The 25,434-nt window shown below is 71.5% G+C and carries 24 protein-coding genes; 15 read left to right on the forward strand and 9 right to left on the reverse strand.

What is annotated here, in order from left to right; genetic code table 11:
- Positions 1-74 precede the first annotated feature (74 nt).
- The gene (locus tag ACZ3II_RS37385) at positions 75-755 is read right to left on the reverse strand and encodes a nucleotidyltransferase domain-containing protein (protein ID WP_465524405.1); all 681 of its coding nucleotides are present in this window, start codon (positions 753-755) and stop codon (positions 75-77) included.
- A gap of 224 nt (positions 756-979) precedes the next feature.
- Here ACZ3II_RS37385 and ACZ3II_RS37390 point away from each other — a divergent pair, with 224 nt between their 5' ends.
- The 11 genes from ACZ3II_RS37390 to ACZ3II_RS37440 all read left to right on the forward strand — a co-directional run bounded on the left by ACZ3II_RS37390 (position 980) and on the right by ACZ3II_RS37440 (position 10,749).
- Positions 980-1,585, forward strand: a complete 606-nt coding sequence (locus tag ACZ3II_RS37390; protein WP_465524407.1) for a CDP-alcohol phosphatidyltransferase family protein — start codon at positions 980-982, stop codon at positions 1,583-1,585.
- Positions 1,582-2,598, forward strand: a complete 1,017-nt coding sequence (locus ACZ3II_RS37395) for a DUF881 domain-containing protein (RefSeq protein ID WP_465524409.1) — start codon at positions 1,582-1,584, stop codon at positions 2,596-2,598. Before ACZ3II_RS37390 ends, ACZ3II_RS37395 begins: the two co-directional genes overlap by 4 nt.
- Positions 2,595-2,927 (forward strand): small basic family protein, encoded by a 333-nt coding sequence (locus tag ACZ3II_RS37400; RefSeq protein ID WP_043532243.1) that lies wholly within the window; start codon positions 2,595-2,597, stop codon positions 2,925-2,927. The genes ACZ3II_RS37395 and ACZ3II_RS37400 overlap by 4 nt, the downstream gene beginning before the upstream one ends.
- Positions 2,928-3,106: 179 nt before the next feature.
- On the forward strand, positions 3,107-3,898 hold the full coding sequence (locus tag ACZ3II_RS37405) for a DUF881 domain-containing protein (protein ID WP_465524411.1): 792 nt from the start codon (positions 3,107-3,109) through the stop codon (positions 3,896-3,898).
- A gap of 15 nt (positions 3,899-3,913) precedes the next feature.
- Positions 3,914-4,294, forward strand: coding sequence for a glycine cleavage system protein GcvH (gcvH, locus tag ACZ3II_RS37410; RefSeq protein WP_465524413.1), 381 nt, complete (start codon positions 3,914-3,916; stop codon positions 4,292-4,294).
- A 227-nt stretch (positions 4,295-4,521) separates the two neighbouring features.
- Positions 4,522-4,971, forward strand: coding sequence for an oxoglutarate dehydrogenase inhibitor Odhl (gene odhI / locus ACZ3II_RS37415; RefSeq protein WP_465524415.1), 450 nt, complete (start codon positions 4,522-4,524; stop codon positions 4,969-4,971).
- Between the two features lie 68 nt (positions 4,972-5,039).
- Positions 5,040-5,708, forward strand: coding sequence for a transcriptional regulator FtsR (ftsR, locus tag ACZ3II_RS37420; RefSeq protein WP_465524417.1), 669 nt, complete (start codon positions 5,040-5,042; stop codon positions 5,706-5,708).
- A gap of 108 nt (positions 5,709-5,816) precedes the next feature.
- A complete protein-coding gene (locus tag ACZ3II_RS37425; RefSeq protein WP_043532252.1) occupies positions 5,817-6,281 on the forward strand; it encodes a bifunctional nuclease family protein in 465 nt (154 codons plus the stop codon).
- 141 nt (positions 6,282-6,422) lie between these two features.
- Complete coding sequence (locus ACZ3II_RS37430; RefSeq protein ID WP_465524422.1) at positions 6,423-6,974, forward strand: MerR family transcriptional regulator; 552 nt, start codon at positions 6,423-6,425, stop codon at positions 6,972-6,974.
- Positions 6,975-7,013: 39 nt separating this feature from the next.
- Positions 7,014-9,269 (forward strand): ATP-binding cassette domain-containing protein, encoded by a 2,256-nt coding sequence (locus ACZ3II_RS37435; RefSeq protein WP_465524424.1) that lies wholly within the window; start codon positions 7,014-7,016, stop codon positions 9,267-9,269.
- A 340-nt stretch (positions 9,270-9,609) separates the two neighbouring features.
- On the forward strand, positions 9,610-10,749 hold the full coding sequence (locus ACZ3II_RS37440; RefSeq protein ID WP_465524617.1) for a pyridoxal phosphate-dependent aminotransferase: 1,140 nt from the start codon (positions 9,610-9,612) through the stop codon (positions 10,747-10,749).
- On the opposite strand, the gene ACZ3II_RS37445 is transcribed toward ACZ3II_RS37440, so the two are convergent.
- A complete protein-coding gene (locus ACZ3II_RS37445; protein ID WP_465524426.1) occupies positions 10,746-11,546 on the reverse strand; it encodes an alpha/beta fold hydrolase in 801 nt (266 codons plus the stop codon). The two genes, ACZ3II_RS37440 and ACZ3II_RS37445, sit on opposite strands and share 4 nt — an antisense overlap.
- 99 nt (positions 11,547-11,645) lie before the next feature.
- Here ACZ3II_RS37445 and ACZ3II_RS37450 point away from each other — a divergent pair, with 99 nt between their 5' ends.
- On the forward strand, positions 11,646-12,641 hold the full coding sequence (locus tag ACZ3II_RS37450) for a sigma-70 family RNA polymerase sigma factor (protein WP_465524428.1): 996 nt from the start codon (positions 11,646-11,648) through the stop codon (positions 12,639-12,641).
- Here ACZ3II_RS37450 and ACZ3II_RS37455 read toward each other — a convergent pair.
- A complete protein-coding gene (locus ACZ3II_RS37455) occupies positions 12,540-12,911 on the reverse strand; it encodes an STAS domain-containing protein (protein ID WP_465524430.1) in 372 nt (123 codons plus the stop codon). The two genes, ACZ3II_RS37450 and ACZ3II_RS37455, sit on opposite strands and share 102 nt — an antisense overlap.
- 201 nt (positions 12,912-13,112) lie before the next feature.
- On the opposite strand from ACZ3II_RS37455, the gene ACZ3II_RS37460 reads away from it, so the two are divergent.
- Together ACZ3II_RS37460 and ACZ3II_RS37465 are read left to right on the forward strand one after the other, a co-directional pair.
- A complete protein-coding gene (locus ACZ3II_RS37460) occupies positions 13,113-13,388 on the forward strand; it encodes a hypothetical protein (RefSeq protein WP_465524432.1) in 276 nt (91 codons plus the stop codon).
- Positions 13,385-13,729, forward strand: coding sequence for a hypothetical protein (locus ACZ3II_RS37465; protein ID WP_465524434.1), 345 nt, complete (start codon positions 13,385-13,387; stop codon positions 13,727-13,729). The genes ACZ3II_RS37460 and ACZ3II_RS37465 overlap by 4 nt, the downstream gene beginning before the upstream one ends.
- Positions 13,730-13,735: 6 nt before the next feature.
- On the opposite strand, the gene ACZ3II_RS37470 is transcribed toward ACZ3II_RS37465, so the two are convergent.
- Both ACZ3II_RS37470 and ACZ3II_RS37475 read right to left on the reverse strand, forming a co-directional pair.
- Positions 13,736-15,538 carry a sensor histidine kinase gene (locus ACZ3II_RS37470; protein ID WP_465524436.1) on the reverse strand — a complete coding sequence of 601 codons (1,803 nt, stop codon included), beginning with the start codon at positions 15,536-15,538 and terminating at the stop codon, positions 13,736-13,738.
- Entirely contained in the window at positions 15,535-16,239 is a 705-nt protein-coding gene (locus ACZ3II_RS37475) for a response regulator transcription factor (protein ID WP_465524438.1), read from the reverse strand. Before ACZ3II_RS37475 ends, ACZ3II_RS37470 begins: the two co-directional genes overlap by 4 nt.
- Before the next feature lie 165 nt (positions 16,240-16,404).
- Here ACZ3II_RS37475 and asnB point away from each other — a divergent pair, with 165 nt between their 5' ends.
- Positions 16,405-18,330 (forward strand): asparagine synthase (glutamine-hydrolyzing), encoded by a 1,926-nt coding sequence (gene asnB / locus ACZ3II_RS37480; RefSeq protein WP_465524440.1) that lies wholly within the window; start codon positions 16,405-16,407, stop codon positions 18,328-18,330.
- A 36-nt stretch (positions 18,331-18,366) separates the two neighbouring features.
- Here the strand turns inward: asnB and ACZ3II_RS37485 are convergent, their stop codons facing one another.
- The 4 genes from ACZ3II_RS37485 to ACZ3II_RS37500 form a co-directional block, all read right to left on the reverse strand.
- Positions 18,367-18,564 (reverse strand): hypothetical protein, encoded by a 198-nt coding sequence (locus tag ACZ3II_RS37485; protein ID WP_465524442.1) that lies wholly within the window; start codon positions 18,562-18,564, stop codon positions 18,367-18,369.
- A 353-nt stretch (positions 18,565-18,917) separates the two neighbouring features.
- Positions 18,918-19,907 carry a BtrH N-terminal domain-containing protein gene (locus tag ACZ3II_RS37490; protein ID WP_465524444.1) on the reverse strand — a complete coding sequence of 330 codons (990 nt, stop codon included), beginning with the start codon at positions 19,905-19,907 and terminating at the stop codon, positions 18,918-18,920.
- Between the two features lie 107 nt (positions 19,908-20,014).
- Positions 20,015-22,942, reverse strand: a complete 2,928-nt coding sequence (locus ACZ3II_RS37495; protein WP_465524446.1) for a DEAD/DEAH box helicase — start codon at positions 22,940-22,942, stop codon at positions 20,015-20,017.
- A gap of 2 nt (positions 22,943-22,944) precedes the next feature.
- The gene (locus tag ACZ3II_RS37500; protein ID WP_465524449.1) at positions 22,945-25,431 is read right to left on the reverse strand and encodes a DEAD/DEAH box helicase; all 2,487 of its coding nucleotides are present in this window, start codon (positions 25,429-25,431) and stop codon (positions 22,945-22,947) included.
- Between the last annotated feature and the right edge of the window lie 3 nt (positions 25,432-25,434).

Raw genomic sequence — 25,434 nt, forward strand, 5'->3', positions numbered from 1 at the left:
CTGCGCGCCCGAACTCCACACGCAGCCGGTGTGTTGAGTTCGGCCGTCATACGCGCCCGAACTCAACACGCGGTTCAGGCGTCGTAGAAGGCGGCGCGCACCGACAGCAGCCACGCCTCGGCGGCGGCCCGGTCCGGCTCGTCCGGCAGGACCGTCGCCGTGCTGCGGAATCGCTCCTCGTACCCGTCGATCATCCGCCGCGCCACCTCGATGTCGCCCGCCGCCACCTGCTCACCGAAGGCGAAAAACCGCTGCGGCTCGTCGAGACGGATCCGCAGTTCCCCGGTCGCGAACAGCTCGAACCCCTGCGCGCAGAGCCGATACAGATGCCTGGCGTGTTTCGCGGTGCGCTTGCGGGTATCGGCGGAGAACGAGCCGTCCCCGCGGGATTCGAGGCGCTTGAACTGCTGGGTGGCGTACCCCAGATAGGCGTCCCGGACCGGCCGCGCCGCCAGGAACGCCGTCCGGATGCCGATCAGCTCGTCGCCGAGCGGGTGCCGGGTCTCGTACAGCTCATCGGGCAGCCACATCAGCTCCGACACCGTCGGGTTGCCGCGCAGCGCCAGGCTCGCGTACTTGCGGGCCTCGTGGAACGTCGCGTCCGGCTTGGTGGACACCACGGACTCGGACGGGAAGGTCAGCCCGTGGAACCGGACGGTCGGGGCGGCGAACACACCGAGGCGGTCGACGTCGGAGCCCGGGCCGGCCAGCCCGTACGCGGTCGATCCGACGATGCCGGACAGCAGCACATGCATCGGCGTACCCTCCCAAGATCTCGCCCGTCCGCCAACCGGTTAAACCCCGGCCGGAGTGTGGCGCATGTGACTGCGCGTCAGGTGGGAGGATGCGGCTGGTTATAGTTGCTCGGCGAGTGACCGGGACGAACATGGACAGCCGCCGCCGATCCGGGCGGTGACCCCGCCCCCGGCGCACGCACGAGCCGGGCGGGGGCCTCGGCCGAGGGGGAGAGGAAGTCGCGATGTCGCAGCAGCCTGCGCCGTCCATCGAGACCTCGAACCGGATCTGGACCCTGCCCAACGCGATCAGCTTCCTGCGCCTGCTGGGCGTGCCGCTCTTCCTCTACCTGTTCCTCGGCCTGGAGAAGGACATCGCCGCGGTGATCGTCCTGATGATCGGTGGCTCCACCGACTGGGTCGACGGCTACGTCGCCCGCCGGATGAACTCGGTGAGCCGCCTCGGTGAGCTTCTGGACCCGTTCGCGGACCGGCTCTACATCGTGGCGACCCTGATCGCGTTCACCGTGCGCGAGGTGATCCCGCTGTGGCTGCTCGCGGCGCTGGTGGCCCGGGAGGCGGTGCTCGGCGTGGTGCTGGTGATCCTGCGCCGGCACGGGTTCGGCCCGCCGCCGGTGCACTACGTCGGCAAGACCGGCACGTTCCTGCTGCTCGGCTCGTTCCCGCTGATCCTGCTGGCCGAGGCGGTGCCGTCGATCGAGTGGTGGATGGGCCCGGTCGCCTGGGGTCTGACCTGGTGGGCGCTCGGGCTGTACTGGTGCGCCTGCCTGCTCTACGTCGTCCAGGCGGCGCGGGTGCTGCGCGCCGACCATGACGAGCAGCCGACGTGACCGGCGGGGACAGCGCGAGACGCCAGCCGTCGTGGCAGGCGGGCACCGACGGGCTGGCCGCTGTCGGGCTGCCGGTGGGCCCACCGGACCCGGACGGCGCGGCCAAGGGCAAACGGACGTACGGACCGGACTTCCTGACCGCGCTCTTCCAGGACCCGCTCGACCCCGGGTACGCCGACGCCGCCGCCCGCCGGGCCACCGAGGGCCCGCGGACCGGGGTGCGGCGCGGCGCGGCCGGCGTGTCGGCGGCGCTGACCCTGGCGCTGATCGGGTTCCTGCTGGTGGTGGCGTACCGGCAGACGGTCGCCGAGGAGCCGGCCCGCACGAAGGCCCGGGAGACGCTGGTCGCCCAGGTGGAGAACCGGCGGACCGAGACCGAGCGGCTGCAGCGGCAGGCCGATCAGCTGGCCGACGAGGTGGCGGCGCTGCGGGACAGCGAGCTCGGTGACGCGGCGGTGCGGCGGCTGCGCGAGCTGGAGGCGGTCACCGGGATGGCCCGGGTCCGCGGTTCCGGCGCCCGGATCACCGTGGGCGACGGCCCGGCCCCGGTGGACCCGGTGACCGGTCAGCGCAGCAGCGACGCCCGGGTCAAGGACATCGATCTGCAGCTGGCGACGAACGCGCTGTGGCAGCACGGCGCCGAAGCCATCATGATCAACGGGCAGCGGCTGACCGCGACGTCGCGGATCCGGCAGGCCGGTGAGGCGATCCTGGTCGACATCCGGCCGGTGGCATCGCCGTACGAGATCGTGGCGATCGGCCCGGACAAACTGGCCGAGGACTTCCGCAAGGGGGTGGCCGGGGAGTTCTTCACGCTGCTGTCGAACAGGTTCGGGATCTCCTTCGAGGCGGCCGAGGCCGACGATCTGACCCTCGAGGCGGCCACCGAGCTGAAGCTGCGGTCCGCCGTGCCGAGCATCGCGCCCGAGCCGTCCGGTTCGGTGTCCAGTCCGGCGCCCGGCAGCGTGCCCGCCGGGACCCCCCAGTCGAAAGTGACGGAAGGCGGCCGATGATCGCCGTACTCGCCCTGCTCGCCGGTGTCCTGCTGGGCATCGTGTTCGAACCCGCCGTGCCGCCGGAACTGGTGCCCTATCTGCCGATCGCGGTGGTCGCGGCGCTGGACGCGGTGTTCGGCGGGGTGCGCGCCAAGCTGGACGGCATCTTCGACGACAAGCAGTTCGTGGTGTCCTTCATCTCGAACGTGCTGGTCTCCGGCTTGATCGTCTACGTCGGCGACCAGCTCGGCGTCGGCGGCCAGCTCTCCACCGGCGTCGTGGTCGTGCTCGGCGTGCGGATCTTCGGTAATGTCGCGGCGATCCGGCGTCATCTCTTCCGGGCATAGCGGAAAACAGGGACTCGATGACTGACGACACCGGCCGGGCGACGGGCCAGTCCGGGGCTGCGGAAGATCAAGCCCACACGGCGGGGGGTACGGTCGATCGCGCGCCCGTCTCGCCGGAAGAGGACGTGACGGCAGCCCCGGTTCTCGGGGACGCTGCTCCGGGCGTACCACCGCAGGGGTTGAAAGATCCGGAAGCGCCGGAAGGCGCCCCGGCCACCGCGCCGCCGTCACCCGATCCGTCGATTTCCGGTGCGGCGCCCGCCACAAGTGATCTTGGTCGCGGGTCCCGCCGGCCCGCGCCCGCCGGGACGCTGATCTGGGTGCTGCTCGCGCTGCTCGGGTTCACCCTGGTCGTGCAGCTGCGCAGCAACGACGCCGACGACGGGCTGTCGGCCGCGCGGCAGGAGGACCTGGTCCGGATCCTGAGCGACCTGGAGGCCCAGGACAGCCGCCTGCTGGCCGAGATCCAGGCCCTGGAACAGAGCAAACAGCAGCTCAACTCGGAGGTCGGCGGCCGGGAGGCGGCGCTGGCCGAGGCCGAGAAGCGCAGCCGTGAGCTGGGCTTGCTGGCCGGCACGGTGCCGGGCCGCGGACCCGGCCTCGACATCACGCTCAGCAACGTGAAGGCCGCCGACGTGCTCAACGCGGTGCAGGAGCTGCGCGGGGCCGGCGGTGAGGTGATGCAGCTCAACGGCGCGAACGGGGCCTCGGTGCGGGTCGTCGCGTCGAGCTTCTTCGTGGCTGCGTCCGGTGGCGGCATCATCGCTGACGGTGAACAATTGACGGGTCCGCTGCACCTTCTGGTGATCGGCCCGCCCGGCACGATGAGCACGGCGCTGCAGATCCCGGGCGGGGTGGTGGCGTCGGCGAAGAGTGACGGCGGTAGCGTGACCATGGACTCGCGTTCCCTGGTCGAAGTGACCGCGGTGCGGAAGGCGGCAGCCTTGCGATACGCGAGTCCGGTTTCGTGATTTACGGAGGCAGCGTTGATTCCTGAGGATCTGCGGTACACCGCGGAACACGAGTGGGTGTCCGGCGACGGCAGCGGTCCCGTGCGAGTGGGCATCACCCATTTCGCGCAGGACGCGCTGGGCGACATCGTCTACGTGGACCTGCGTGACGAGGGCACGGTGGTGCAGGCCGGCGACTCGCTCGGCGAGATCGAGTCGACCAAGAGCGTCTCGGAGATCTACGCGCCGATCGCCGGCACGGTGGTGGCGAAGAACGCGACCCTCACCGATACGCCGGAAATCATCAACAGCGAGCCGTACGCGGCCGGCTGGCTGGTGGAGATCGCGCCGGAGGATCCGGCCGCGGTGCCGGCGCTGCTCGACGCGGCGGGGTACCGGGCACTCACCGAAAGCTGACACTTGCCCGGAGGATTCATGCCCTCCGGCAAATGTCAGCCATTCAAATCTCCGCGAGTCCGGTTGCTCAGCGATATTGGCGCTGACTAGGCTCGCGGAGCACACGAAGAACTGTCATTCCTTTGAAACCGATAGTCGTGCGTTCGGGCCTTATGGCTCTGGCGGGGCCGCAACGTCGCTGCCTCACCGCCGAAGGCGACGACCAACTGTGATCCGTGAGGTGGTCCATGACGCGCCCAGACGACGAGTTCCCCCCGCTCGACGTCACGTCCACGCTGAACCTTGGCGCCCTTGACGAGGTGCTCGAGGGACCCGAGACGGACGTGGTTCCGAGCCGGATGGCCGGTTCTCTCCCCCCTGGGATGGCTCTGCTGGTGGTTCGGCGCGGGCCGAACGCCGGCGCCCGCTTCCTCCTCGATCACGACGTGACGACCAGCGGCCGGCACCCGGACAGTGACATCTTCCTCGACGACGTGACGGTGTCGCGCCGCCACGCCGAGTTCCACCGGGACGGCGGCTTCTTCACCGTCCGCGACGTCGGCTCGCTCAACGGTACGTATGTGAACCGGGAAAGGGTTGAAGCCGCGACGCTCAGCAATGGCGACGAGGTCCAGATCGGCAAGTTCCGTCTGGTGTTCATCGCCGGTCCGCGGCCGGAGGGCGAGGGCCGGGCGTGACTCCGTCGGGGGCGGCCGCGCGTGACCCGGGGGCTTCGCGCCCTCAGGACGGTCGTGAAGGTGCGCTGATGAGCATCGGGGAGGTGCTGGCCCACCTGCGCACCGAGTTCCCCGACACGACGATCTCGAAATTGCGGTTCCTGGAGGCGGAGGGGCTGGTCGATCCGCAGCGCACCGCCTCCGGGTACCGCAAGTACTCGTGGAACGACGTGGCCCGGCTGCGGTTCGTGCTGACCGCCCAGCGCGACCAGTACCTCCCCTTGCGGGTCATCCGGGAGCAGCTGGACCGGATGGAGAAGGAGCCGGTGGTCCCGCAGCGCCCCACCCTCGTCGCGGTGGGCACGCAGCAGGCCAAGGACCCGGCCGACACCCGCATCCCCAAGGCCGACCTGGTGGAACGCACCGGGGTGGACGAGGCGCTGCTGGCCGAGCTGGAGCAGATCGGCCTGGTCGTCGCCCGCCCGCCCGGCTGGTACGACGCCGACCAGGTGATCATCGTCGAGGCCGTGGTGGGTCTCACCCAGTACGGTCTGGAGGCGCGTCACCTGCGGGCCTTCCGCAACGCCGCGGATCGTGAGGTGGGCCTGTTCACACAGCTCCTCGCGCCGCTGGCCCGCCAGCAGGACCCGGCGGCCCGGGCGCGTGCGGTCGAGACCGCCCGTGAGCTGCAGGCGCTCTCCCAGCGGCTGCACGCGGCCCTGGTCCGGTCGGGCCTCCGCGGTGAACTGGGTCGCTGAAACGCGTCGCCGCCCGGATCGGGCAGCCACGATGTGCGTGTAACGTGCTGGGTAAGGGCGGCATGCAAATCAGTCGTACCGAACGAAACGACGACACGGAGGCGGGCGGTGCGCGAGCTGAGCGTGGTCGGGGTCCGGGTGGAGCTGCCCAGTAACCAGCCGATCGTGTTGCTGCGGGAGGTCGACGGCGACCGTTACCTGCCGATCTGGATCGGGGCGGTCGAGGCGACCGCGATCGCCTACGAGCAGCAGGGCGTCAAGCCGGCCCGGCCGCTGACGCACGACCTGCTCCGCGACATCCTGGCGGCGCTCAAGGCGCCGCTCAAGGCCGTCGAGATCACCGAGCTGAAGGACAACGTCTTCTACGCCGACCTGCTGATCGGTGACAACCTGCGGGTGTCGGCGCGGCCGAGCGACTCGATCGCGCTGGCCCTGCGGGTCGGCGCGCCGATCCGTTGTGCCGAGCAGGTCCTCACCGAGGCCGGTATCGTCATCCCCGACGAGCAGGAGGACGAGGTGGAGAAGTTCCGCGAGTTCCTCGATCAGGTCCGCCCGGAGGACTTCGCCGGTTGATCTATGTTCGCCGGTGGTCCGAACGCGGCGTGTCGAGCGGTTACCTCCATGTTTCGGCCTCGGTTGAGATATACGCTCGTGAAGTCCAGGTGAACCGGCACACCGCCCAGTTTTTGATCATGGGCGCGGGGAGGTAGTCGCGTGCACGAGCAACCTCTTGAAGGCCCACTCGTCGGCGAGGACGGCGAGGTCGGTTATCGCGGCGTCACCGCTTGTCAGGCGGTCGGGATCAGCTACCGCCAGCTCGACTACTGGGCCCGGACCACGCTCGTCGTGCCGAGCGTCCGGGACGCCTCCGGCTCCGGCACCCAGCGGCTCTACTCGTTCCGGGACCTGGTCGTCCTCAAGGTGGTCAAACGACTGCTGGACGCCGGGGTGTCGCTGCAGAACATCCGGCGCGCGATCGACACGCTGCGCTCGCGCGGCGTCGACGACCTGGCCGAGATCACCCTGATCTCCGACGGCACGACGGTGTACGAGTGCCGCTCCCCGGAGGAGGTCGTCGACCTGCTGCAGGGCGGGCAGGGCGTGTTCGGCATCGCGATCGGCGGCGCGTTCAAGGAGATCCAGGGCTCGCTGTCGCACCTGCCCTCCGAGCCGGCGCAGGCCCAGCCGGTCGGCTCCACGGTCGCCGAGCTGCCCTCGGAAGGCGACGAGCTGGCGGCCCGGCGGGCCCGCCGTCGCGCCGGATAGCGGTCATCCTCCGGCCGCTATGGCCGTTAGGTTGTCCCGGTGACTCACATCGCAGACAGCCACGATGTCATCCAGGTCCGCGGGGCGCGGGAGAACAACCTCCGTGACGTCTCGCTCGACATCCCGAAACGGCGCCTGACGGTCTTCACCGGGGTGTCCGGCTCCGGCAAGTCGTCGCTGGTCTTCGGCACCATCGCCGCCGAGTCACAGCGCATGATCAACGAGACGTACTCGGCGTTCCTGCAGTCCTTCATGGGCAGCCCGGCCCGGCCCGACGTGGACGCGCTGCACAATCTCAGCGCCGCCATCGTCGTCGACCAGGAGCGGATGGGCGCCAACGCCCGGTCCACCCTCGGGACGGCGACGGACGCGTACACCCTGCTCCGGATCATCTTCAGCCGGCTCGGCACGCCCGGCGCCGGCAGCGCGCTGGCCTACTCGTTCAACGCCGAAGGCATGTGCCCCGGCTGCGAGGGCCTCGGCAAGGTCTCCACCCTCGACCTCGACGAGCTGGTCGACCGCTCGAAGTCGATCAACGAGGGCGCGATCACGGTGCCGAACTTCAGCGTCGACGGGTGGTACGTCCGCGGGTTCGCCGAGTCCGGGCTGTTCGACCCGGACAAGCCGGTCCAGGACTTCACCGCCGCCGAACTCGACGACTTCCTCTACAAACCGTCGATGAAGCTCAAGGTCAACGGCATCAACACGACGTACGAGGGACTGGTCGTCAAGGTCCAGCGGATGTACCTGACGAAGGAACGCGAATCCGTCCAGCCGCACATCCGCGCGTTCATCGACCGGGCCGCCACGTTCGCCGCCTGCCCCGACTGCGGCGGCACCCGGCTCAAGCCCGCCGTCCTCGCCTCCCGCATCGACGGGCGGAACATCGCCGAATGCTCCGCCATGCAGGTCAGCGACCTCGCCGCGTTCCTGGCCGGGGTCACCGCGCCGCAGGTCGGGCCGGTCGTCGCCACCCTGCGGCAGACCCTGGACTCGCTCGTCGAGATCGGGCTCGGCTACCTGTCGCTGGACCGGGAGTCGGCGACGCTGTCCGGCGGGGAGGCGCAGCGGGTCAAGATGGTGCGGCACCTCGGGTCCAGTCTGACCGACATCACGTACGTGTTCGACGAACCGACCGTCGGCCTGCACCCGCACGACATCCAGCGGATGAACGGGCTGCTGCTGCGCCTGCGGGACAAGGGGAACACGGTCCTGGTCGTCGAGCACAAGCCGGAGACGATCGCGATCGCCGATCACGTGGTGGACATCGGCCCGGGCGCGGGTCCCGCCGGGGGCCGGATCCAGTTCGAGGGCTCAGTCCCCGCCTTGCGGGCTTCGGACTCTCTCACCGGGCGCTACCTGGGCCATCGAGTCGCGCTGAAGCCGGCTTTCCGTTCCGAAACCGGATACATCGCGATCAGGTCGGCTCGGACGCACAACCTTCAGGACGTCGACGTCGACATCCCGACCGGGGTGCTCACCGTGGTCACCGGGGTGGCCGGGTCGGGGAAGAGCTCGCTCATCCACGGCTCGCTGCCGAAGCGGGACGGGGTGATCGTCGTCGACCAGTCCGCGATCCGTGGGTCCCGGCGGAGCAACCCGGCCACGTACACCGGCCTGCTCGACGCCGTCCGCGCCGCCTTCGCCAAGGCCAACGGGGTCAAGGCGGCCCTGTTCAGCGCCAACTCCGAAGGGGCCTGCCCGAACTGCAAGGGCATCGGGCTGGTCTACGTCGACCTGGCGATGATGGCCGGGGTCGCCGGCGTGTGCGAGGAATGCGAGGGCAAACGGTTCACCGCCCGGGTCCTCGAGTACAAGTTGCGCGGCCGGGACATCAGCGAGGTTCTGGCCATGCCGGTCAGCGACGCCCTCGCGTTCTTCACCGAGAAGGCGGCCCGGGCGATCCTGGAGCGGCTGTCGGCGGTCGGGCTCGGCTACATCACCCTCGGCCAGCCCCTCAACACCCTCTCCGGCGGTGAGCGGCAGCGCCTCAAACTGGCCGTGCACATGGGCGGCGGGGTGGCCACGTACCTGCTCGACGAACCGACCAGCGGCCTGCACCTGGCCGACGTCGACCAACTGCTGGCCCTGCTGGACCGGCTCGTCGACGCCGGAAACACCGTCGTCGTCATCGAACACCACCTGGCCGTCATGGCCCACGCCGACTGGATCATCGACCTGGGCCCGGGCGCCGGACACGACGGCGGCCGCGTCGTCTTCACCGGCACCCCCGCCGACCTGGTCGCCAAATCCGACACCCTGACCGCCGAGCACCTCCGCGCGTACGTCTCCTGACCCTTCCCGCCGCCGTCGAGCGACGACGTGGCGTGGACCCGTCTCCATCGCGCCTACGGGCCGGGTACCGACGTGCCCGGCCTGGTGCGCCTCCCGCGACGGCGAGTCCCGACCCCGCGCGGCCCCGTTGTCGCGTGGGGATCCGCGGTGGGACGGTTCGCCGTAAGTCGCCACGCTCTGCGGGCCGGCTGTTGCGTGGGGATCTGTGGCGGGACGGTTCGCCGTAAGTCACCACGCGGGTGGAGGGATCGCCGGAAGTCGTTACGCGGGGGTGGGTGGGGCGGCGGTAACGTACGCGGCGACGCCTGTCGTTGGAGGGGGATTCGTGCGGAATCGGCAGCTGGCAGGGTTCGGGACGACGATCTTCGCGGAGATGTCGGCGCTGGCGGTGGCGACCGGGTCGATCAACCTGGGGCAGGGGTTTCCGGACACCGACGGGCCGGCGAGCCTGCTCGGAGCGGCGGCCGACGCGATCCGGGCCGGACGGGGCAACCAGTACCCGCCCGGCCCCGGGATCCCCGAGCTACGGCAGGCGGTGGCGGGGCACCGGCGGCGGCACTACGGGCTCGGCTACGACCCGGACCGGGAGGTCCTGATCACCGCGGGCGCCACCGAGGCGATCGCCGCGGCCATGCTCGGGCTGCTGAACCCCGGTGACGAGGTGATCGCGCTGGAGCCGTACTACGACAGTTACGCCGCGACGATCGCGATGGCCGGGGCGCGGCGGGTGCCGGTGACCCTGCACCCGCCCCGGTTCGAGCTGGACGGGGAGGCGTTGCGGCGGGCGGTGACACCGCGTACCCGGATGCTGTTGATCAACAGTCCGCACAATCCGACCGGGGCCGTGCTGTCGCGTGCGGAGCTGGAGGCGATCGCCGCGGTCGCGATCGAGCACGATCTGGTGGTGGTCACCGACGAGGTGTACGAGCATCTGGTCTTCGACGACGCCGAGCACATCCCGCTGGCCACCCTGCCCGGCATGCGCGACCGGACGGTGTCGATCAGCTCGGCGGGCAAGACGTTCTCGGTGACCGGCTGGAAGATCGGCTGGGTGACGGCCGCGCCGCCACTGCTCGACGCCGTCCGTACCGCCAAGCAGTTCCTGACGTTCGTCAGCGGCGGCCCGTTCCAGTACGCCGTCGCCGACGCCCTGAACACCCTGGGCGCCGATTTCTACACCGGGTTCCGTGACGATCTCGCCGCCAAGCGGGACCTGCTCGCCGCCGGCCTGACCGCCGCCGGTTTCCGGGTGTACCGGCCGCGCGGGACGTACTTCATCACCGCCGACGTCGCCCACCTGGCCGAGGACGGCCTCACCTTCTGCCGGGAGCTGCCGGCCCGCTGCGGCGTCGTCGCGATCCCGTCGATGGTGTTCTACGACAACAAGGCGGCCGGCGCCTCCCTGGTCCGGTTCGCCTTCTGCAAACAGGACCACGTGCTGCGGGAGGCCGCCGGCCGCCTGGCCACGCTCGGCGCCTAAGCAGCGGCGCCCGCGTCGAGGAAGGCCAGCGCGAGGGTCGCGAAGAGCGGCGAGTCGACCAGGTTGTAGTGGGTGGTGCCGGGCACGATGGCCAGGGCGTGGCCGCCCTTGGGCCGGTCGCTGCCGTCCCAGCCGCCGTCGCGGAGGCCGCCGTCGAGGAGGGCGAAGATCTCCACGAAGTGGCTCGGCGGGACCATGTCGGCGTCAGCGCCCATGATCAGGGTCGGCACCTGGAGGCCGCGGACCTCGTCGGTCAGGTCGTAGTCGACGGCCATCGCCGCGCCGATCTTGTCGAGGAGGCGGGGGAAGTCCTCGGGGCGCGGGGCCACCCGCTGGTACAGCTCGTACATCGGGGTGTCCTTCATGAACTCCACGGCGGCGGCGTTCACCTGGCCCTGCTGCTCCAGGATCTCCGGGTACGTGGCGTCGCGGCGGATCCCGGCCGACGCCGACACGACCTTGCCGACCTTCTCCGGGGCGATGATCGCCAGGCGCAGGGCGACCCCGCCGCCCATCGAGAAGCCGGCCACGTCCGGGCGGTCCAGGCCCAGGTGGTCGATGAGCGCGGCGATGTCCCGGGCCATCTCGTGGAAGTCGAACGGCCGGTCGGTGTCGGCGGTCCGGCCGTGGCCCTGCAGGTCGGGCAGGATCACCCGGCGGCCGGCCGTGAACGCGGCGAGCACCTCGGGAGCGAACATCTCACCCGACCCGAGACCACCGTGGAGCAGGATCAGCGGGCGGCCCGTACCGTGCGTCTCGTAGTAGAGGTTGATGCCGTTGACCTCGGCGTAGCTCATGTCGTCTCCTTCGTCGTTGCGGTCTCGACCGGGTAGACCGGAGTCGTCGAGCGAACTCATCGCTGCCGTGGAAGAAAGTTCCGCGATAGGTTTCCGCACGTGAGCGAAGCCGTCACCAATCCACCGATCGAGGCCGAGCTGGAGCGCTTCCGGCCCGAGCTGATCGGCTACTGCTACCGCATGATGGGCTCGGCCTTCGAGGCCGAGGACGCCGTCCAGGAGACCATGATCCGGGCCTGGCGCGGCTACGACGCGTTCGAGGGCCGGTCGTCGCTGCGATCCTGGCTCTACCGGATCGCCACCAACGTCTGCCTCACCATGGCCGACGCCGCGCAGCGCCGGGTCCGCCCGATGGACCTCGGCCCGGCCGGGTCGGGCAGCGCCACCGATCCCGGCGAGCCGCGGCCGGAGCAGATCTGGCTCGGCCCGGTCCCCGACGAGCGGGTCCTGCCCGAGGGCTCCGATCCGGCGCACCTGGTCGCCGGGCGTGAGTCGATCCGGCTCGCCTTCGTCGCCGCGCTGCAGCACCTGCCGGCCCGGCAGCGGGCCGTGCTGATCCTGCGGGAGGTGCTGGCCTGGTCGGCGCAGGAGACCGCGGAGCTGCTGGACACCAGCGTGGCCGGCGTCAACAGCGCGCTGCAACGGGCCCGGGCCACCCTGGCCGCCGCGACGCCTTCGGCGGGCGACCCCTACCAGCCTCTGGACTCCGATCAGCGTGCGCTTCTCGCGCGCTATGTGCGGGCTTTCGAGTCGTACGATCTGAGCGCTCTCACCACACTCCTGCACGAGGACGCCACCCTGTCGATGCCGCCGGTCCCGCTGTGGTTGCGCGGGCACGGCGACATCAGCGCCTGGATGTCCGGGACCGGCTGCGGCTGCCGCGGGTCCCGCCTGATCCCGACGGTGGCGAGCGGGCTGCCGGCGTTCGGTCAGTACCGGCCGAGCCTCACCGGCGCGGGCCACGACCCGTGGGCGCTGATCGTCCTGGAGATCTCAGACGGCCGGATCGCGGGGGTCAACAACTTCCTCGACACCGCCCGGCTGTTCCCGCTGTTCGGGTTGCCCGCCCACCTGGAGCCCGGGCACCTGGGGTAACACGTCGGTGAGGCCGAGCAGGCCGATCAGCAGCAGCAGCCGCGGGCCGGCGCCGGTGACGACCAGGCGCCGGCCGTGGCGGCGGGCGGTGAGCCGTAGCCGGGCCAGCGCCTCGACCGCCGCCACATCGGGTTCGGCCAGGCCGGCGACGTCGCACAGCACGACGTCGCCGGGGCGGCCGCGCACCAGGTCGGCCAGGCCGGCGCAGAGCGCGGATATGTCCGTACGCGAAATGGTGTTGCCGATCGTGAGCACCACGGGGACCGCCATGGTGGGCAGACCGGCCCCGGCCCGGAAAATCATCGGTGCCCGGAAGGGCCGGCCGGGCAGGATCCGCCGGAACGGCGGTGATCACCAACCCTCAGCGGTGTGAGGCCGCAGCACGAGGCTCACGGACCTTGCCCGGCCGGCGTCCTGTTCTATCACAGCGCGACCCTGGGCCGCGTAATACGTGCGTAGTACGCTTGCCGCATGCCGTGGGAGTGGGAGGATTGGGCGCTGGCCGCCCTCGCCGGCATCGAGCCGTCCGAGGTGCGTCACGTGCTCGGGGCGGAGCGCCGCTGGCCCCGGCAGGCGACCAGCGCCAACGGCGTCGAGGTCCTCACCGTGTGGGGCCGCACGCGGGCCGGCCGGCCGTTGATCGTCGCGGTCTACCCGCTCACCGGCTTCACCTGGAAGATCATCGGAGCGCGGGAGATGACCGACAAGGAGCTGATCGAGTTCAGCCGGTGGGAGGAGACGCAATGAGCGAGAGCACCGGGATGCCGGGAAACCCCGACGATCTGGCCGCGTTCATGGACGGGCTCGCCTTCGAGCCGCCGCCGACCCCGGCGGAGGAGCGGGAGCTGCTCGGCGCGCTGCCACCGGCTGGTTCGGCGGTGATGGTGGTGCGTTCGGTCCGTCTGCCGGCCGAGCTGGACGAGGCCGTCGCGACCGCCGCGAAAGCCGCCGAGGTCCCCAAGACCACCTGGATCCGGCAGGCCATCGAGATGGCTCTCGCCGTCCAGGCCGAGGACGATCAGCCGATCTCCCGGGCCGAGGCGCTGCGCGCCCTCACCCTGTTGCGCCCGGCCCGCCACGTGGCCTGAGACGCCTCACCGGTCGAGCAGGATGGCGATGTCGGTGACGGCCGGCAGCCGGACGGTGAAGGTGGTGCCGAGGCCGGGCTCGCTGGTCGCGGTGACGTCGCCGCCCTGGTCGGCGACGATCCGGCGGACGATGGTCAGGCCCAGGCCGGAGCCGCCGGTGGCCCGCTGCCGGGCCGGGTCGGCGCGCCAGAACCGGTCGAACACCCGGGACACCTCCTCCGGGTTCATGCCGACGCCGGTGTCGCGGACGGTCAGCACCGCGTCCGGGCCGTCCCGGGTCACCCGCATCTCCACCCGGCCGCCCGCGTCGGTGTAACGGATCGCGTTGCTCATCAGGTTGCCGAGGACCTGGCGCATCCGGTCCGGGTCGGCGCACACCTCGACCGGCTCCGGCGCGTCGACGACCACCTCGACGCCGGCGTTCTGGGCGACGGCCCGGTGCACGGTCGCGGCGGTCTCGGTCAGCTCGGACAGGTCCAGCGGCACCGGGGTGTACCCCAGCTCGCCTGCCTCCGCCAGGGCCAGGACCTGCAGGTCGTCCAGGATACGCCGCTGCAGCAGGGTCTCCTCGTGCAGCGAGGCGAACAGTTCGGTGCTGGGCTCGATCACGCCGTCGGCGAGGCCTTCGAGGTAGCCGCGGAGGTTCGACAACGGCGTACGCAACTCGTGGGCGACGTCGGCGATCAGCCGCCGCTGGCGTTCCTCGCTGCGCTGCAGCGCCTCCGCCATGGCGTTGAACGCCCCGGACAGCCGGGCCAGGTCGTCCTGCCCGTGGGTCGGCACCCGCACGTCCAGGCGCCCGGACGCCAGCTGCAGCGAGGCGCCGGTGAGCAGCCGCACCGGGCGGCTGACCCGCCGCGCGATCCAGGCGGTGCCGACCGCGGCGGCCAGCAGCAGGGCTGCGGCGCCGAGGATCGCGGGCCGCCGCAGCGCGTCGAAGTCGGCGCCCTGCCCGACCCCGAAGAAGACCTCCACCGGCGTGGCCGCGTTGTTCGCCACCGCCTGGGTGAAGCTGATGCTGAGGCACTTGGTGAACTCCTCGGCGGTGCCCTCGCAGTCGGCCAGTCGTGTCCACATCGACCGCAGCCAGGAGCCGTCCCCGGAGACCTGGGCGGTGCCCTTCCGGACGCATTCGGGTGAGGCCGCCCGCTGCTCGCTGCTCAGATAGGGCGGCTCGTCGGTGGCGAGCGCCGCGTCCCACGCCGGCCCGTCACCGAGGCAGCGGGCCACCACGAGCGCCGCGCGGTACTGCACGACCTGCACGTACGCCCGGTGGACCGGGTCGCCGGCCGGCGGCAACGGGCCGAACAGGTCGAGCGGCAGGTCGGGCCGGGACCGGATCGGCCGGGCGTCGATCGGCCGTTCGCCGGTCCGCGTGACGATCTGCGGCTCCCGGGCCCGGGCCGCGCCGATCCGGGCGGCCGACTCCCGCGTCGCCGGGTCGATCGCGGGCGCCGGCGTGACGGTCGTCGGCTGCAGCTGCACCGGGCCCGCCGACTTCTGCTCCAGGTTGTCGGAGTCGACGAGCGTCTCGCCCTCGGGGGTCTCCAGACGGATGTGCAGGCCGGTCCGCTCGGCGAGGTCGCCCACCACCGTGTCGACGCCGGGCCAGCGGCCGTGGACCACGCCGAACCGGCGGATCACCCGGACGATCTCCTCCTCGTGCTCCGCGCGGGCCTCGGTGACGCGGGCCTGGTCGACCCGGTACACCTCGCGGGAGGTGAGACTCAGCGTCAGCCAGGCGGTCGCGCCGATCGCGGTACCCGCCACCAGCAGCACCAGCAGGAAGATCCGCAGGCGGAAACTCACTGCTCGGCCATCCGGTAACCGCGGCCGTAGACGGTCTGCACGTACCGCGGGTCGGCCGGGTTGGACTCGATCTTGCGGCGCAGGTTGACCACGTGGGCGTCCACGGTGCGCTCGGACACCTCGTTCTCGAAGCCGAACGTCTTGTCCAGGATCTGGCCGCGGGTGAACACCCGGCCGGGCTCCCGGGCGAGCAGCTCCAGGATGCCGAACTCCTTGGCGGTGAGCCGGACGGGAGCGCCGTTCACCCGTACCTCGAAACGGGGTGTGTCCACCTCGAGATCGCCGACCCGCAGCACGTCGGAGGCGTCGTTGCCGCGGGTCCGGCGCAGCAGCGCCCGGATCCGCGCGGTGAGCTCGCGCGGGCTGACCGGCTTGCTCAGGTAGTCGTCGGCGCCGATGTCCAGGCCGAGCAGCATGTCGTTCTCCGCGGACCGGGCGGTGACCAGCAGGATCGCCACGTTGGCCACGGCCTCGTCCGGGTCGGCGCGCAGGATCCGGCACACGTCGAGACCGTCGACCTCCGGCATCATCCAGTCCAGCACCAGCAGGTCGGGGCGGCGGGCCCGGGTCTGCTCGAGCGCGGCCCGGCCGTCACCCACGGTCAGCACCTGATGGCCCTCGCGCTCCAGGTAGAGGCGGATCAACTGGGCGTGCTTGGGATCGTCGTCGGCGACCAGGATGCGGGCTGTCACGGATCGCATTCTGGCTCAGCCTGTCCACCCGTCCAAGAAATGCGAGAAACCCGTGAAGATCGGGTCCCGGTTTCGTGCCGCGCATTTTCTCGGCATCTTCCGCACAGGTTCTTCACAGGTCGCTGCCTACGGTCACCTCCTCGTTTCCCCTCAGGAGGTTCTTCGATGTGTGGCTTGAGCGCTTTCGTCAGCAGCCGGCCCGACGCCGGCCCGCTGGACGCCGCATTTTGTGAGGCCTTCGCCGCCGCGCTGGGCACCCTGCACCACCGTGGCCCCGACGACACGCAGATCGCGTACGGCGACGGATACGCGTTCGGCTTCAAGCGCCTGGCCATCATCGACCGCGAGCACTCGGTCCAGCCGCTGGTCTACGCCGGCCGGTGGACCGTGGTGTTCAACGGCGAGATCTACAACTACCAGGAGCTGCGGTCCGAGCTGATCCGCCAGCACAACGCGACGTTCGCGACCGAGGGTGACAGCGAGGTGCTGGCCGCGGCCTTCCACTACTGGGGCGAGGCGGCGCTGCCGCGGCTGCGGGGCATGTTCGCGTTCGTCGCCTACGACCACCGCACCGGCACCCTGCACGCCGCCCGCGACGCCTTCGGGATCAAGCCGCTCTACATCCTCGAGACCGCCGACGGGCTGCACCTGGCCAGCGAGCGCAAGGCCCTCGACCCGTTCGCCGCGCCGGCCGGCGCGGCGCTGGACGCCGAGTCGGTCGCGCACTACCTGACCTTCCAGTTCGTGCCCGACCCGGTCACCCTGCACCGGCACATCCGGCGGCTCCCGCCGGGCCACCGGCTGATCTGGACCCCGGGCGGCGGCGTGCGCCTGCACCGCTGGTTCAAGCCGTCGCTGCGGCCGTTGCGGGTCCAGCCGGAGGCCGCCTACCAGGCCATCCAGGACGCGCTGACCAACAGCGTCCGCAAGCACCTGCACGCCGACGTGCCGGTCGGGACGTTCCTGTCCAGCGGCGTCGACTCGTCCGCGATCGCCGCGCTGGCCGCCCGGGAGAAGCCCGACCTGCACGCGTTCACCGCCGGGTTCGCCGCCCAGGGCTACTCGGAGATCGAGATCGCCCAGGACACCGCCGACCAGCTCGGCATCCGGCTCACCCCGACCGTCGTCACCGACGAGGACGTGCTCACCCACCTGCCCCGGATCATCCAGCTGCTCGACGACCCGGTGGCCGACCCGTCGCTGATCCCGCTGTTCTTCCTGGCCCGCACCGCCTCCCGGTTCGTGACGGTGGTGCTGTCCGGCGAGGGCTCGGACGAGCTGTTCGGCGGCTACACCATCTATCGGGAGCCGCTGTCGCTGGCCGGGGTCGACCGGCTGCCGCCCGGCGTCAAGCGCGGCCTGAAGCACCTGGCCGAGGTGCTGCCCGAGGGGGTCAAGGGCCGCTCGTTCCTGGAGCGCGGCACCACCCCGATCGAGCAGCGGTACTACGGCAACGCCCGGATCTTCGAGCCGGACGAGAAGGCGCGGGTGCTGCGGTTCACCGCGCAACCCCACACCGCGATCACCGGGCCGCTGTACGCGGAGACCGCCGACGTGGACGACGTCGCCTCCATGCAGTACGTCGACCTGCACACCTGGCTGCCCGGCGACATCCTGGTCAAGGCCGACCGGATGTCGATGGCGCACAGCCTCGAGCTGCGGGTGCCGTTCCTCGACCAGCAGGTGTACGCGGCCGCCGCCGGCCTGCCCACCGACCTGAAACTGCCGCCCGGCAGCAACGTCACGAAGCACGCGCTGCGCGAGGCCATGAAGGGCATCGTGCCCGAGTCGGTGCGGTCGGCCCGCAAGCTCGGCTTCCCCACCCCGACCCGGCTGTGGCTGCGCGGCCCGATCGGCGACTGGGTCGACCACCTGCTCGCCACCTCGCAGGCCGGCGACCTGATCGACCTGGAATACGTCCGGGGCCTGCTCGCCGAGCACCGGGCCGGCGGCGCCGACCGCTCCCGCAAGGTGTGGACGGTCGCCATGTTCTGCCTGTGGTACGCCATCTCGGTGGAACGCTCGATCGTCGTCGCCCCGCCCGCCGAGACCCGGGTCCCCATGCAGCACGAGCCGCTCACGGTGCCCCTGGTGTACTGACCGCCGGGGTCGGCTCAGGCCGGCGCCCGGGGACGGTCACACCACGGCGAGGAGCCATGTGAACACCGTCGCCGACGAGGCCGTCAGGGGAGCGAGCAGCATCGTCCGGGCGTCTCGGCGTCCACCGGCGAGGTGGCCACCGGCCGGGATTTCACCTTCCTCGTCGATCTTCCCGGTGACGACCGGCCGGGACGTCGGCTGCTGCGGCGGCGGAACCTTCGCCGTCGAGATCATCGCTGACAACCGGTTTCGCCGGAGGTGGGATTCCGGGATGCCGACTTCACGAGTCGCGGTGGCTCGTCCCCGAGGGGCGTCCGCAGCCTCCGAGGCCCGCTGGACCAGGACCGGCTCGCTGTCCGCCGAGGGCCGGTTCGCCGAGAGGGAGCATCGGCGCAGCCATCGGTCGCGGCCGTTCCCGCGGCGCTGAGCCGCCGGTCATCGTCAGGTTACGGTGAGTCGTCGGCCACCGTCCGTCACGGCGAACCGTGCGGCGCCGACGAGTTCCGTAGCGAAGACGAGGGTTCGGGAAAGGCCGAGGGCGCTGTGCGCGCTGACGTCTGTTCCGGTGATCGAGCCCCGCGGCGTGATCACCCGCCGGCGAAAGCAGCCAGGGTCCGCATCGCCTTGTGCTCCCGGGCGGCGAGCTCGGTGAGCAGCGCTGACGCCTGAAGGAGAGGCTCCCGGCGGCCGCTCCGGCCGGCGGATTCGATCAGGGTGGCGACGTCGGTCCACAGCGGGGCGATCGCGGCGTACATCCGGTGGGCGTCGCGGAGGTGCCCGTCATCGACGATGGTCAGGCACTCGGCGAGAAAATCCCGGTACAGGTTGCGGAACAGGGCGCCGCCCGTGCCTCCACGCTCCATCAGCATCGCGGTGGCCGGCAGGTCCCGTGCCGGGTCTGCGGCCCGGTCAAGCCAGGTCACGATCCGTTGGGCGGCCGTGGCGATGCCCCGGTGGCCGAGGTTGGCGATCGGCGGGCCGAGGAACGTCTGTGTGTTGCCGCGCACCGCCGTCCGGATCACGTCGCTGAGGTCCGGGACGCCGGTGGGGACCGTGAGGGTGAAGGAGAGGTGCCGCGCCGTCATCGGGCCTCTCGCGGCGCGGGCCTGCGCCAAGCTCGTCAACGAGGTGCGGACAAGGCCGCCCTGCTGCGCGGTGTCGATCAGATGGGCGTCGGTGTCGTCGTAGCCGTACATCGCCACGACGTGACCGCCGAAATGCGCCTTCGACGAGAAATACTCCAGGTGATAGGAGTCCAGCTGCAGGCCGACCGGGCGGCCTGCCGAGATCTCCGTGGCGACGTCGCGCCAGGCCTTGGCGGGGGACCCGGTCTCGCGGACATCGAGGGCGAGGCCGAGCCGGTCGGCGAGAGTGCGGACGATCATGCCCGGCTTGCTGCGGCCGCCCAGGAACGGCACGTCCATGCTCCTGGCGTCCCAATAGACGAAGCCGAGCCCCTCGCCCAGGCCGAACAGCATCGCCTCGGACAGATCGAGGCCATCGTGCCGCAGCAACGCCCCGGCCGCCGTGGTCTCACAATGCCGCCCACCCGGGAAGGCCACTCGTTCGATGATCATGACAAGACCTCTCTCCGGCGATGCCCACCAAGCCTCGACCTTGGCCCAGGGTGAGAGTCAAGCCTGCCCGGGAGGAGCGAGAACGACGGCGTGCAGCGGTGTCGTCGTCACACCGGGAACAGGGCGGCGATCTCCAGGGCGGCGCGGCGGGGATCGCCGTTCCAGCGGCTCGGGAACGCGTCGATCAGGGCCCAGCCGGCGCGGTGCAGGAGAGCCTGGCGGGCCAGGTGGGCGTCCGGGCCGCCGGGATGAACCCGGCACAGCACGCCGACCGCGGACGAGGCGGGCCCGGCACACAGGTCGAGCCGCCACGGGCCGACAGCGTATCCGGGGCGGGCCTCGACGCCGAGACGGCCGAGTTCGACGGCGAGCCGGCCCGCCCATCCGTCCGCGTCCGCGCGGGGTGCGGTGATCGGGGCCGGGGCGGACGCGTAGGTGAGGTAGTCGCCGAGCATGCCGCCGGTGGATGTGAGGGAACTCAGGACGACCATCCGCCGCCGGGCACGGGTGATCATCACGTTGAACAGTTGCGGGTCGGTGACGAAGCGGCGTCGGCCCGCGGTGTCCGAGTCCACCAGGCCCAGGGACGCCACGACCGCGTCGGCCTCGCTGCCCTGGAAGGCGTGCACGGTGCCGACCCGCAGGCCCAGCTCCTCGATCCGTTCCACCGGGAACGCCGCGACCAGGGCTCTCTCCAGCGCTTCGGCCTGCGCCCGGAACGGGGTGATCACCCCGATGCTGCGGAACCCGGCAGCGGCGAGCTTCTCCACGGTCTCCACGGCGACGGTCACCTCGGCCGCGTTGACACCGTCCCGGACCTCGGCGCCCTCGACCGTGACCACGTCGATCGCGTCCTCGGCGTCGGTGGCCGGGGTACGGGTGGTGGCCGCGATCCGGCCGTCGTAGAACCGTCGCGCCGAGAACCCGATCAGGTGCGGCACGCCGCGGTAGTGCTCGGTCAGCCAGGTCGCCGGCGCCGACGCGTTGGCCAGGTCGAACGTGCTGACCCGGCGGACGTCGAGGCGGTCGTCGGCGCCGTGCCGGTGCAGGACCTCACTCACCCCGGCGTCGCTGACGAACGACACGAACCGCAGCTGCCGCGGATCCCCGACGATCAGCGCCCGCCGCGCCCGGGCCAGCACCGGCGCCGCCCGGATCTGGTCCACGTGCGACGCCTCGTCGATCACCACCAGGTCGAACATCCCGGGCGCGGCGGGCAGCAGGTCCTCCACGTCGGCGACCGTGCCGATCCACAGCGGCAGCGCCCGTACCAGCGGCGGCGCGGGGGTGCGGGCGAGCAGCTCCCGGCGCCGGTTGCGGCCCGCGCGCAGGGCGGTGGCCAGCGCGGACGCGGCCCGGCGCGCGTCACCGTCCCAGCGCTTCCGACTGCGGACGGCGTGCCGCATCGCGGTCCCGACGGCGTCCCGCAGGGCGGCTTCGGCGTCGTGCAGCGCGGTCCACGCCGGCCCGGGATCCCCGCCGCCGGTCACCGCGAGCTGTGCGGCGGCCCGCTGCGCGATCGCCGCCTCGAGAGCTTCCAGGATCCTTTCCATGGGTACGCCCGGACGCGCCCCCAGTTCACGCAGAGCCCGTTTCCGCTCCCGCCCGGCCCGCCACCGCTGCCACCATCCACCGCGCTCGCCGCCCTCGGCGGGCTCGTCCCGCCCACCGTCCGCGTCCTGGTCCCCGGCACCGCCGCCGTTCCAAGGCCCCACCCCGTGTGTGGATTCCGGGTGCGGATAGCGGCCGAACTCCACACGCGGGTTGGGTGTGGATTCCGGGTGCGGATAGCGGCCGAACTCCACACGCGGGCTGGGTGTGGATTCGGGGCGCGGATAGCGGCCGAACTCCGCACGCGGGAACGGCGAGCCGGCCAGTATGTGGAGGGTCGCGGTAGGGTCGGTGTCGGTGGAGAAGGCGCCCGGCACGTCGGCGGCCAGCCCTGCCAGCAACGGCTCGAACGCGTCGAGCCGTTCCGCCGACTCCAGTGCCCGCAGGCGCCGGCGTAGTTCGGCGCGCGCCGCCCGTACCACCGCAAGGGCCTGATCGACGGCCTGCCGGTCGGCGCGCAACTGCCGCGAGCCGGCGCCCTCCTCGGCGCCCGCCGCGAGATCGGCGGCCAGGCCGTCGCCGAACAGGACCGGCCGCGGCCCGGGATGGCGGGCGAGCAGCGCGGCGAGGACCTCGGCGGCGTGCGGCGACTGGGTGGCGATCAGCACCGAACCGCCGCGGTGGACGACCTCCAGAGCCGCCGCGACGACGGTGTGGCTCTTGCCGTTGCCGGGCGGCCCGGACACCACGGTGACCGGCGCGGTCCGGGCCCGGGTCACCACCCGTTCCTGCGCGGCGCTGAGCGGCATCGGCGACAGCACGTCGCTGTCGTCGGGCGGCGCGGACGGCGGCTCGGCGCCGTAGACGGCGGCGAGCGCGGTTCCGGTCAGGTCGCGGCCCGCCCAGCTCAGGAGGCTGTCGCGGAGGCCGCCGCCGAAGACGTCCCGGACCACGTACAGGCCGGCCTGCGCGACCAGGACGAGCCGGTCCTTCGGCAGCCGGGCGCCGGATTCGGTGACCGCGTCGATCGTCATCCCGGTGGCTTCGGCGACCGAGGTCAGCCACGCGCGGGTGCCGAGCGCCGTCAGCCAGCCCGGCGTGGCCAGGCCGGGCGCGGCCTCGAACGCCGCGGCCAGATCCCGGTCCTCGACCAGCGGGGTGATCTCCACGTCACCGGCGGGGACGATCCGGTAGCCGGTGAGGGCGCGTTCCAGGCGGACCGGCTGGCTCAGCAGCGGGGCCCGCACCTTCCGGGAGTCGGCGCTGCTCCCGGCCAGGAAACCCCAGCCCCGGTACAGGATCCGTTCCTCGCGGTGCAGCGCGTCGAGGGCGGCCAGCCGGTCGGTCTCGGCCCGGCGCGGCGCCTTCTCCGCGTCGTCGAGCCAGACCAGCGGCTGCCCGCCCCGGGTCACGTCGAGCCCGCGGTCCCCACCGCCGGCCGGGGCCAGCTCGGCGAGGACCGCGAGGACCTGCGACGGGGTCAACGTCAGTGCGGGCCGACGGCGGTCACGGTGATCGCGGCCGAGCCGATCTCGTCGGACTCGGCGAGGTCGATCGTCGCCTCGATGCCCCAGTCGTGGTCGCCGTTGGGATCCTCGAACACCTGCCGGACCGTCCACACCGTGGCGCCCTGGTCGATGTGCAGGAGGGCCGGGCCGCGCGCGGACGGGCCGGTGCCCAGCTCGTCGTATTCCTCGAAGTAGTCCTGGATCGCCTTCTGCCAGCGCTCGGAGGTCCAGCCGGACTCGGCGTCCATCTCGCCGAGCAGGTCCCAGCGGCGCAGCGCCGCCAGCTCCACCCGCCGGAACATGGCGTTGCGGACCAGCACCCGGAAGGCCCGGGTGTTGCGGGTGACCGCCGGCGGCTTGTCGTCGATGCGGACCTCGGTGACCTCTTCGCCGGGGTTCTGCAGGCGGGCCCACTCGTCGAGGAGGCTGGAGTCGACCTGCCGGACCAGCTCGCCGAGCCACTCGATCAGGTCGGTGAGCTCCTCGGTGCGGGCGTCCTCGGGGACCGTCTGGCGCAGGGCCCGGTACGCGTCGGCCAGGTACCGCAGCACCAGGCCCTCGGACCGGGACAGGCCGTAGAACGAGACGTACTCGGTGAACGTCATCGCCCGCTCGTACATGTCGCGGACCACCGACTTCGGCTTCAGCTCGTAGTCGGCGACCCACGGGTGGCCGCGCCGGTACGTCTCGTACGCCGCCTCGAGCAGCTCCTTCAGCGGCTGCGGCCAGGTCACGTCCTCCAGGAGCTGCATCCGCTCCTCGTACTCGATGCCTTCGGCCTTCATCGCGTTGACCGCCTCGCCGCGCGCCTTCTTGCGCTGCTCGGAGACGATCTGGCGGGGGTCCTCCAGGGTCGACTCGATCACCGAGACGACGTCCAGCGGGTACTCCGGGGACTCCCTGTCGAGCAGCTCCAGGCTGGCCAGGGCGAACGGCGACAGCGCCTGGTTCAGCGCGAAGTCCAGCTGGAGGTCTTCGACAAGGCGATAGACCCCCTCTTCGGTACGTTCGATCACGCCCCCGGCGATCAGGGCGCGGGCGATCGCGACGGCCCGGCGGATGTGCCGGCGCTGCGCGTGGCGTTCCTCGTGGTTCTCCGTCAGCAGGTGCTTCATCGCCGGGAACGGGTCGCCGCCCCGGTTCATCACGTTCAGCAGCATCGCGTGGCTGACCTGGAACGACGAGGTCAGCGGCTCCGGCTCGGCGTCGACCAGCCGCTCGTAGGTCGGCTTGCCCCAGCCGATCTGCCCCTCCGGCGGCTTCTTACGGACCACCTTGCGGCGCTTCTTCGGGTCGTCGCCGGCCTTGGCGAGGGCCCGCTCGTTGTCGATCACGTGCTCCGGGGCCTGCACGATCACCGTGCCGATGGTGTCGTACCCGGCGCGGCCGGCCCGGCCCGCGATCTGGTGGAACTCCCGGGCCTTCAGCAGCCGGGTCTTCACCCCGTCGTACTTCGACAGGCCGGTGAACAGCACCGTGCGGATCGGCACGTTGATGCCGACGCCGAGGGTGTCGGTGCCGCAGATGACCTTCAGCAGGCCGGCCTGGGCGAGGGTCTCCACCAGGCGGCGGTACTTCGGGAGCATGCCCGCGTGGTGCACGCCGATGCCGTGCCGGACCAGCCGGGACAGGGTCCGCCCGAAACCGGCGGTGAACCGGAAGTTGCCGATCGCGGCGGCGATCGCGTCCTTCTCCGCCCGGGTGCACATGTTGATGCTCATCAGCGACTGCGCCCGCTCCAGGGCCGCGGCCTGGGTGAAGTGCACGATGTAGACCGGCGACTGCCTGGTGGACAGCAGCTCCTCGATCGTCTCGTGGAGAGGCGTCATCGCGTACTCGAAGATCAGCGGGACGGGCCGTTCCGCGTTCGCCACCACCGCCGTCGCCCGGCCGGTGCGCTGGGACAGATCGTCCACGAACCGGGTCGTGTCGCCGAGCGTCGCCGACATCAGGATGAACTGCGCCTGCGGCAGCTCGATCAGCGGCACCTGCCACGCCCAGCCGCGGTCCGGCTCGGCGTAGAAGTGGAACTCGTCCATCACCACCTGGCCGACGTCGGCGTCCGCGCCCTCGCGCAGCGCCAGGTTCGCCAGGATCTCGGCGGTGCAGCAGATGATCGGGGCGTCCGCGTTCACGCTCGCGTCACCGGTCAGCATGCCCACGTTGTGCGCGCCGAAGACCGCGCACAGGGCGAAGAACTTCTCGCTGACCAGCGCCTTGATCGGGGCGGTGTAGAAGGTGGTGCGGCCGTCGGCCAGGGCGGCGAAGTGCGCCCCGGTCGCGACCAGGCTCTTGCCCGAGCCGGTCGGGGTGTTGAGGATGACGTTCGCGCCGGTCGCGATCTCGATCAGCGCCTCCTCCTGATGCGGGTACAGGGTCAGGCCCTGTTCCGACACCCAGGATTGAAAGGCGTCGAAGACGGCGTCAGGCTCGGCGGTGCCCGGGAGGCGATCGGTCAGCGTCATGAT

It is taken from the genome of Actinoplanes sp. NPDC019969 (assembly GCF_055562375.1).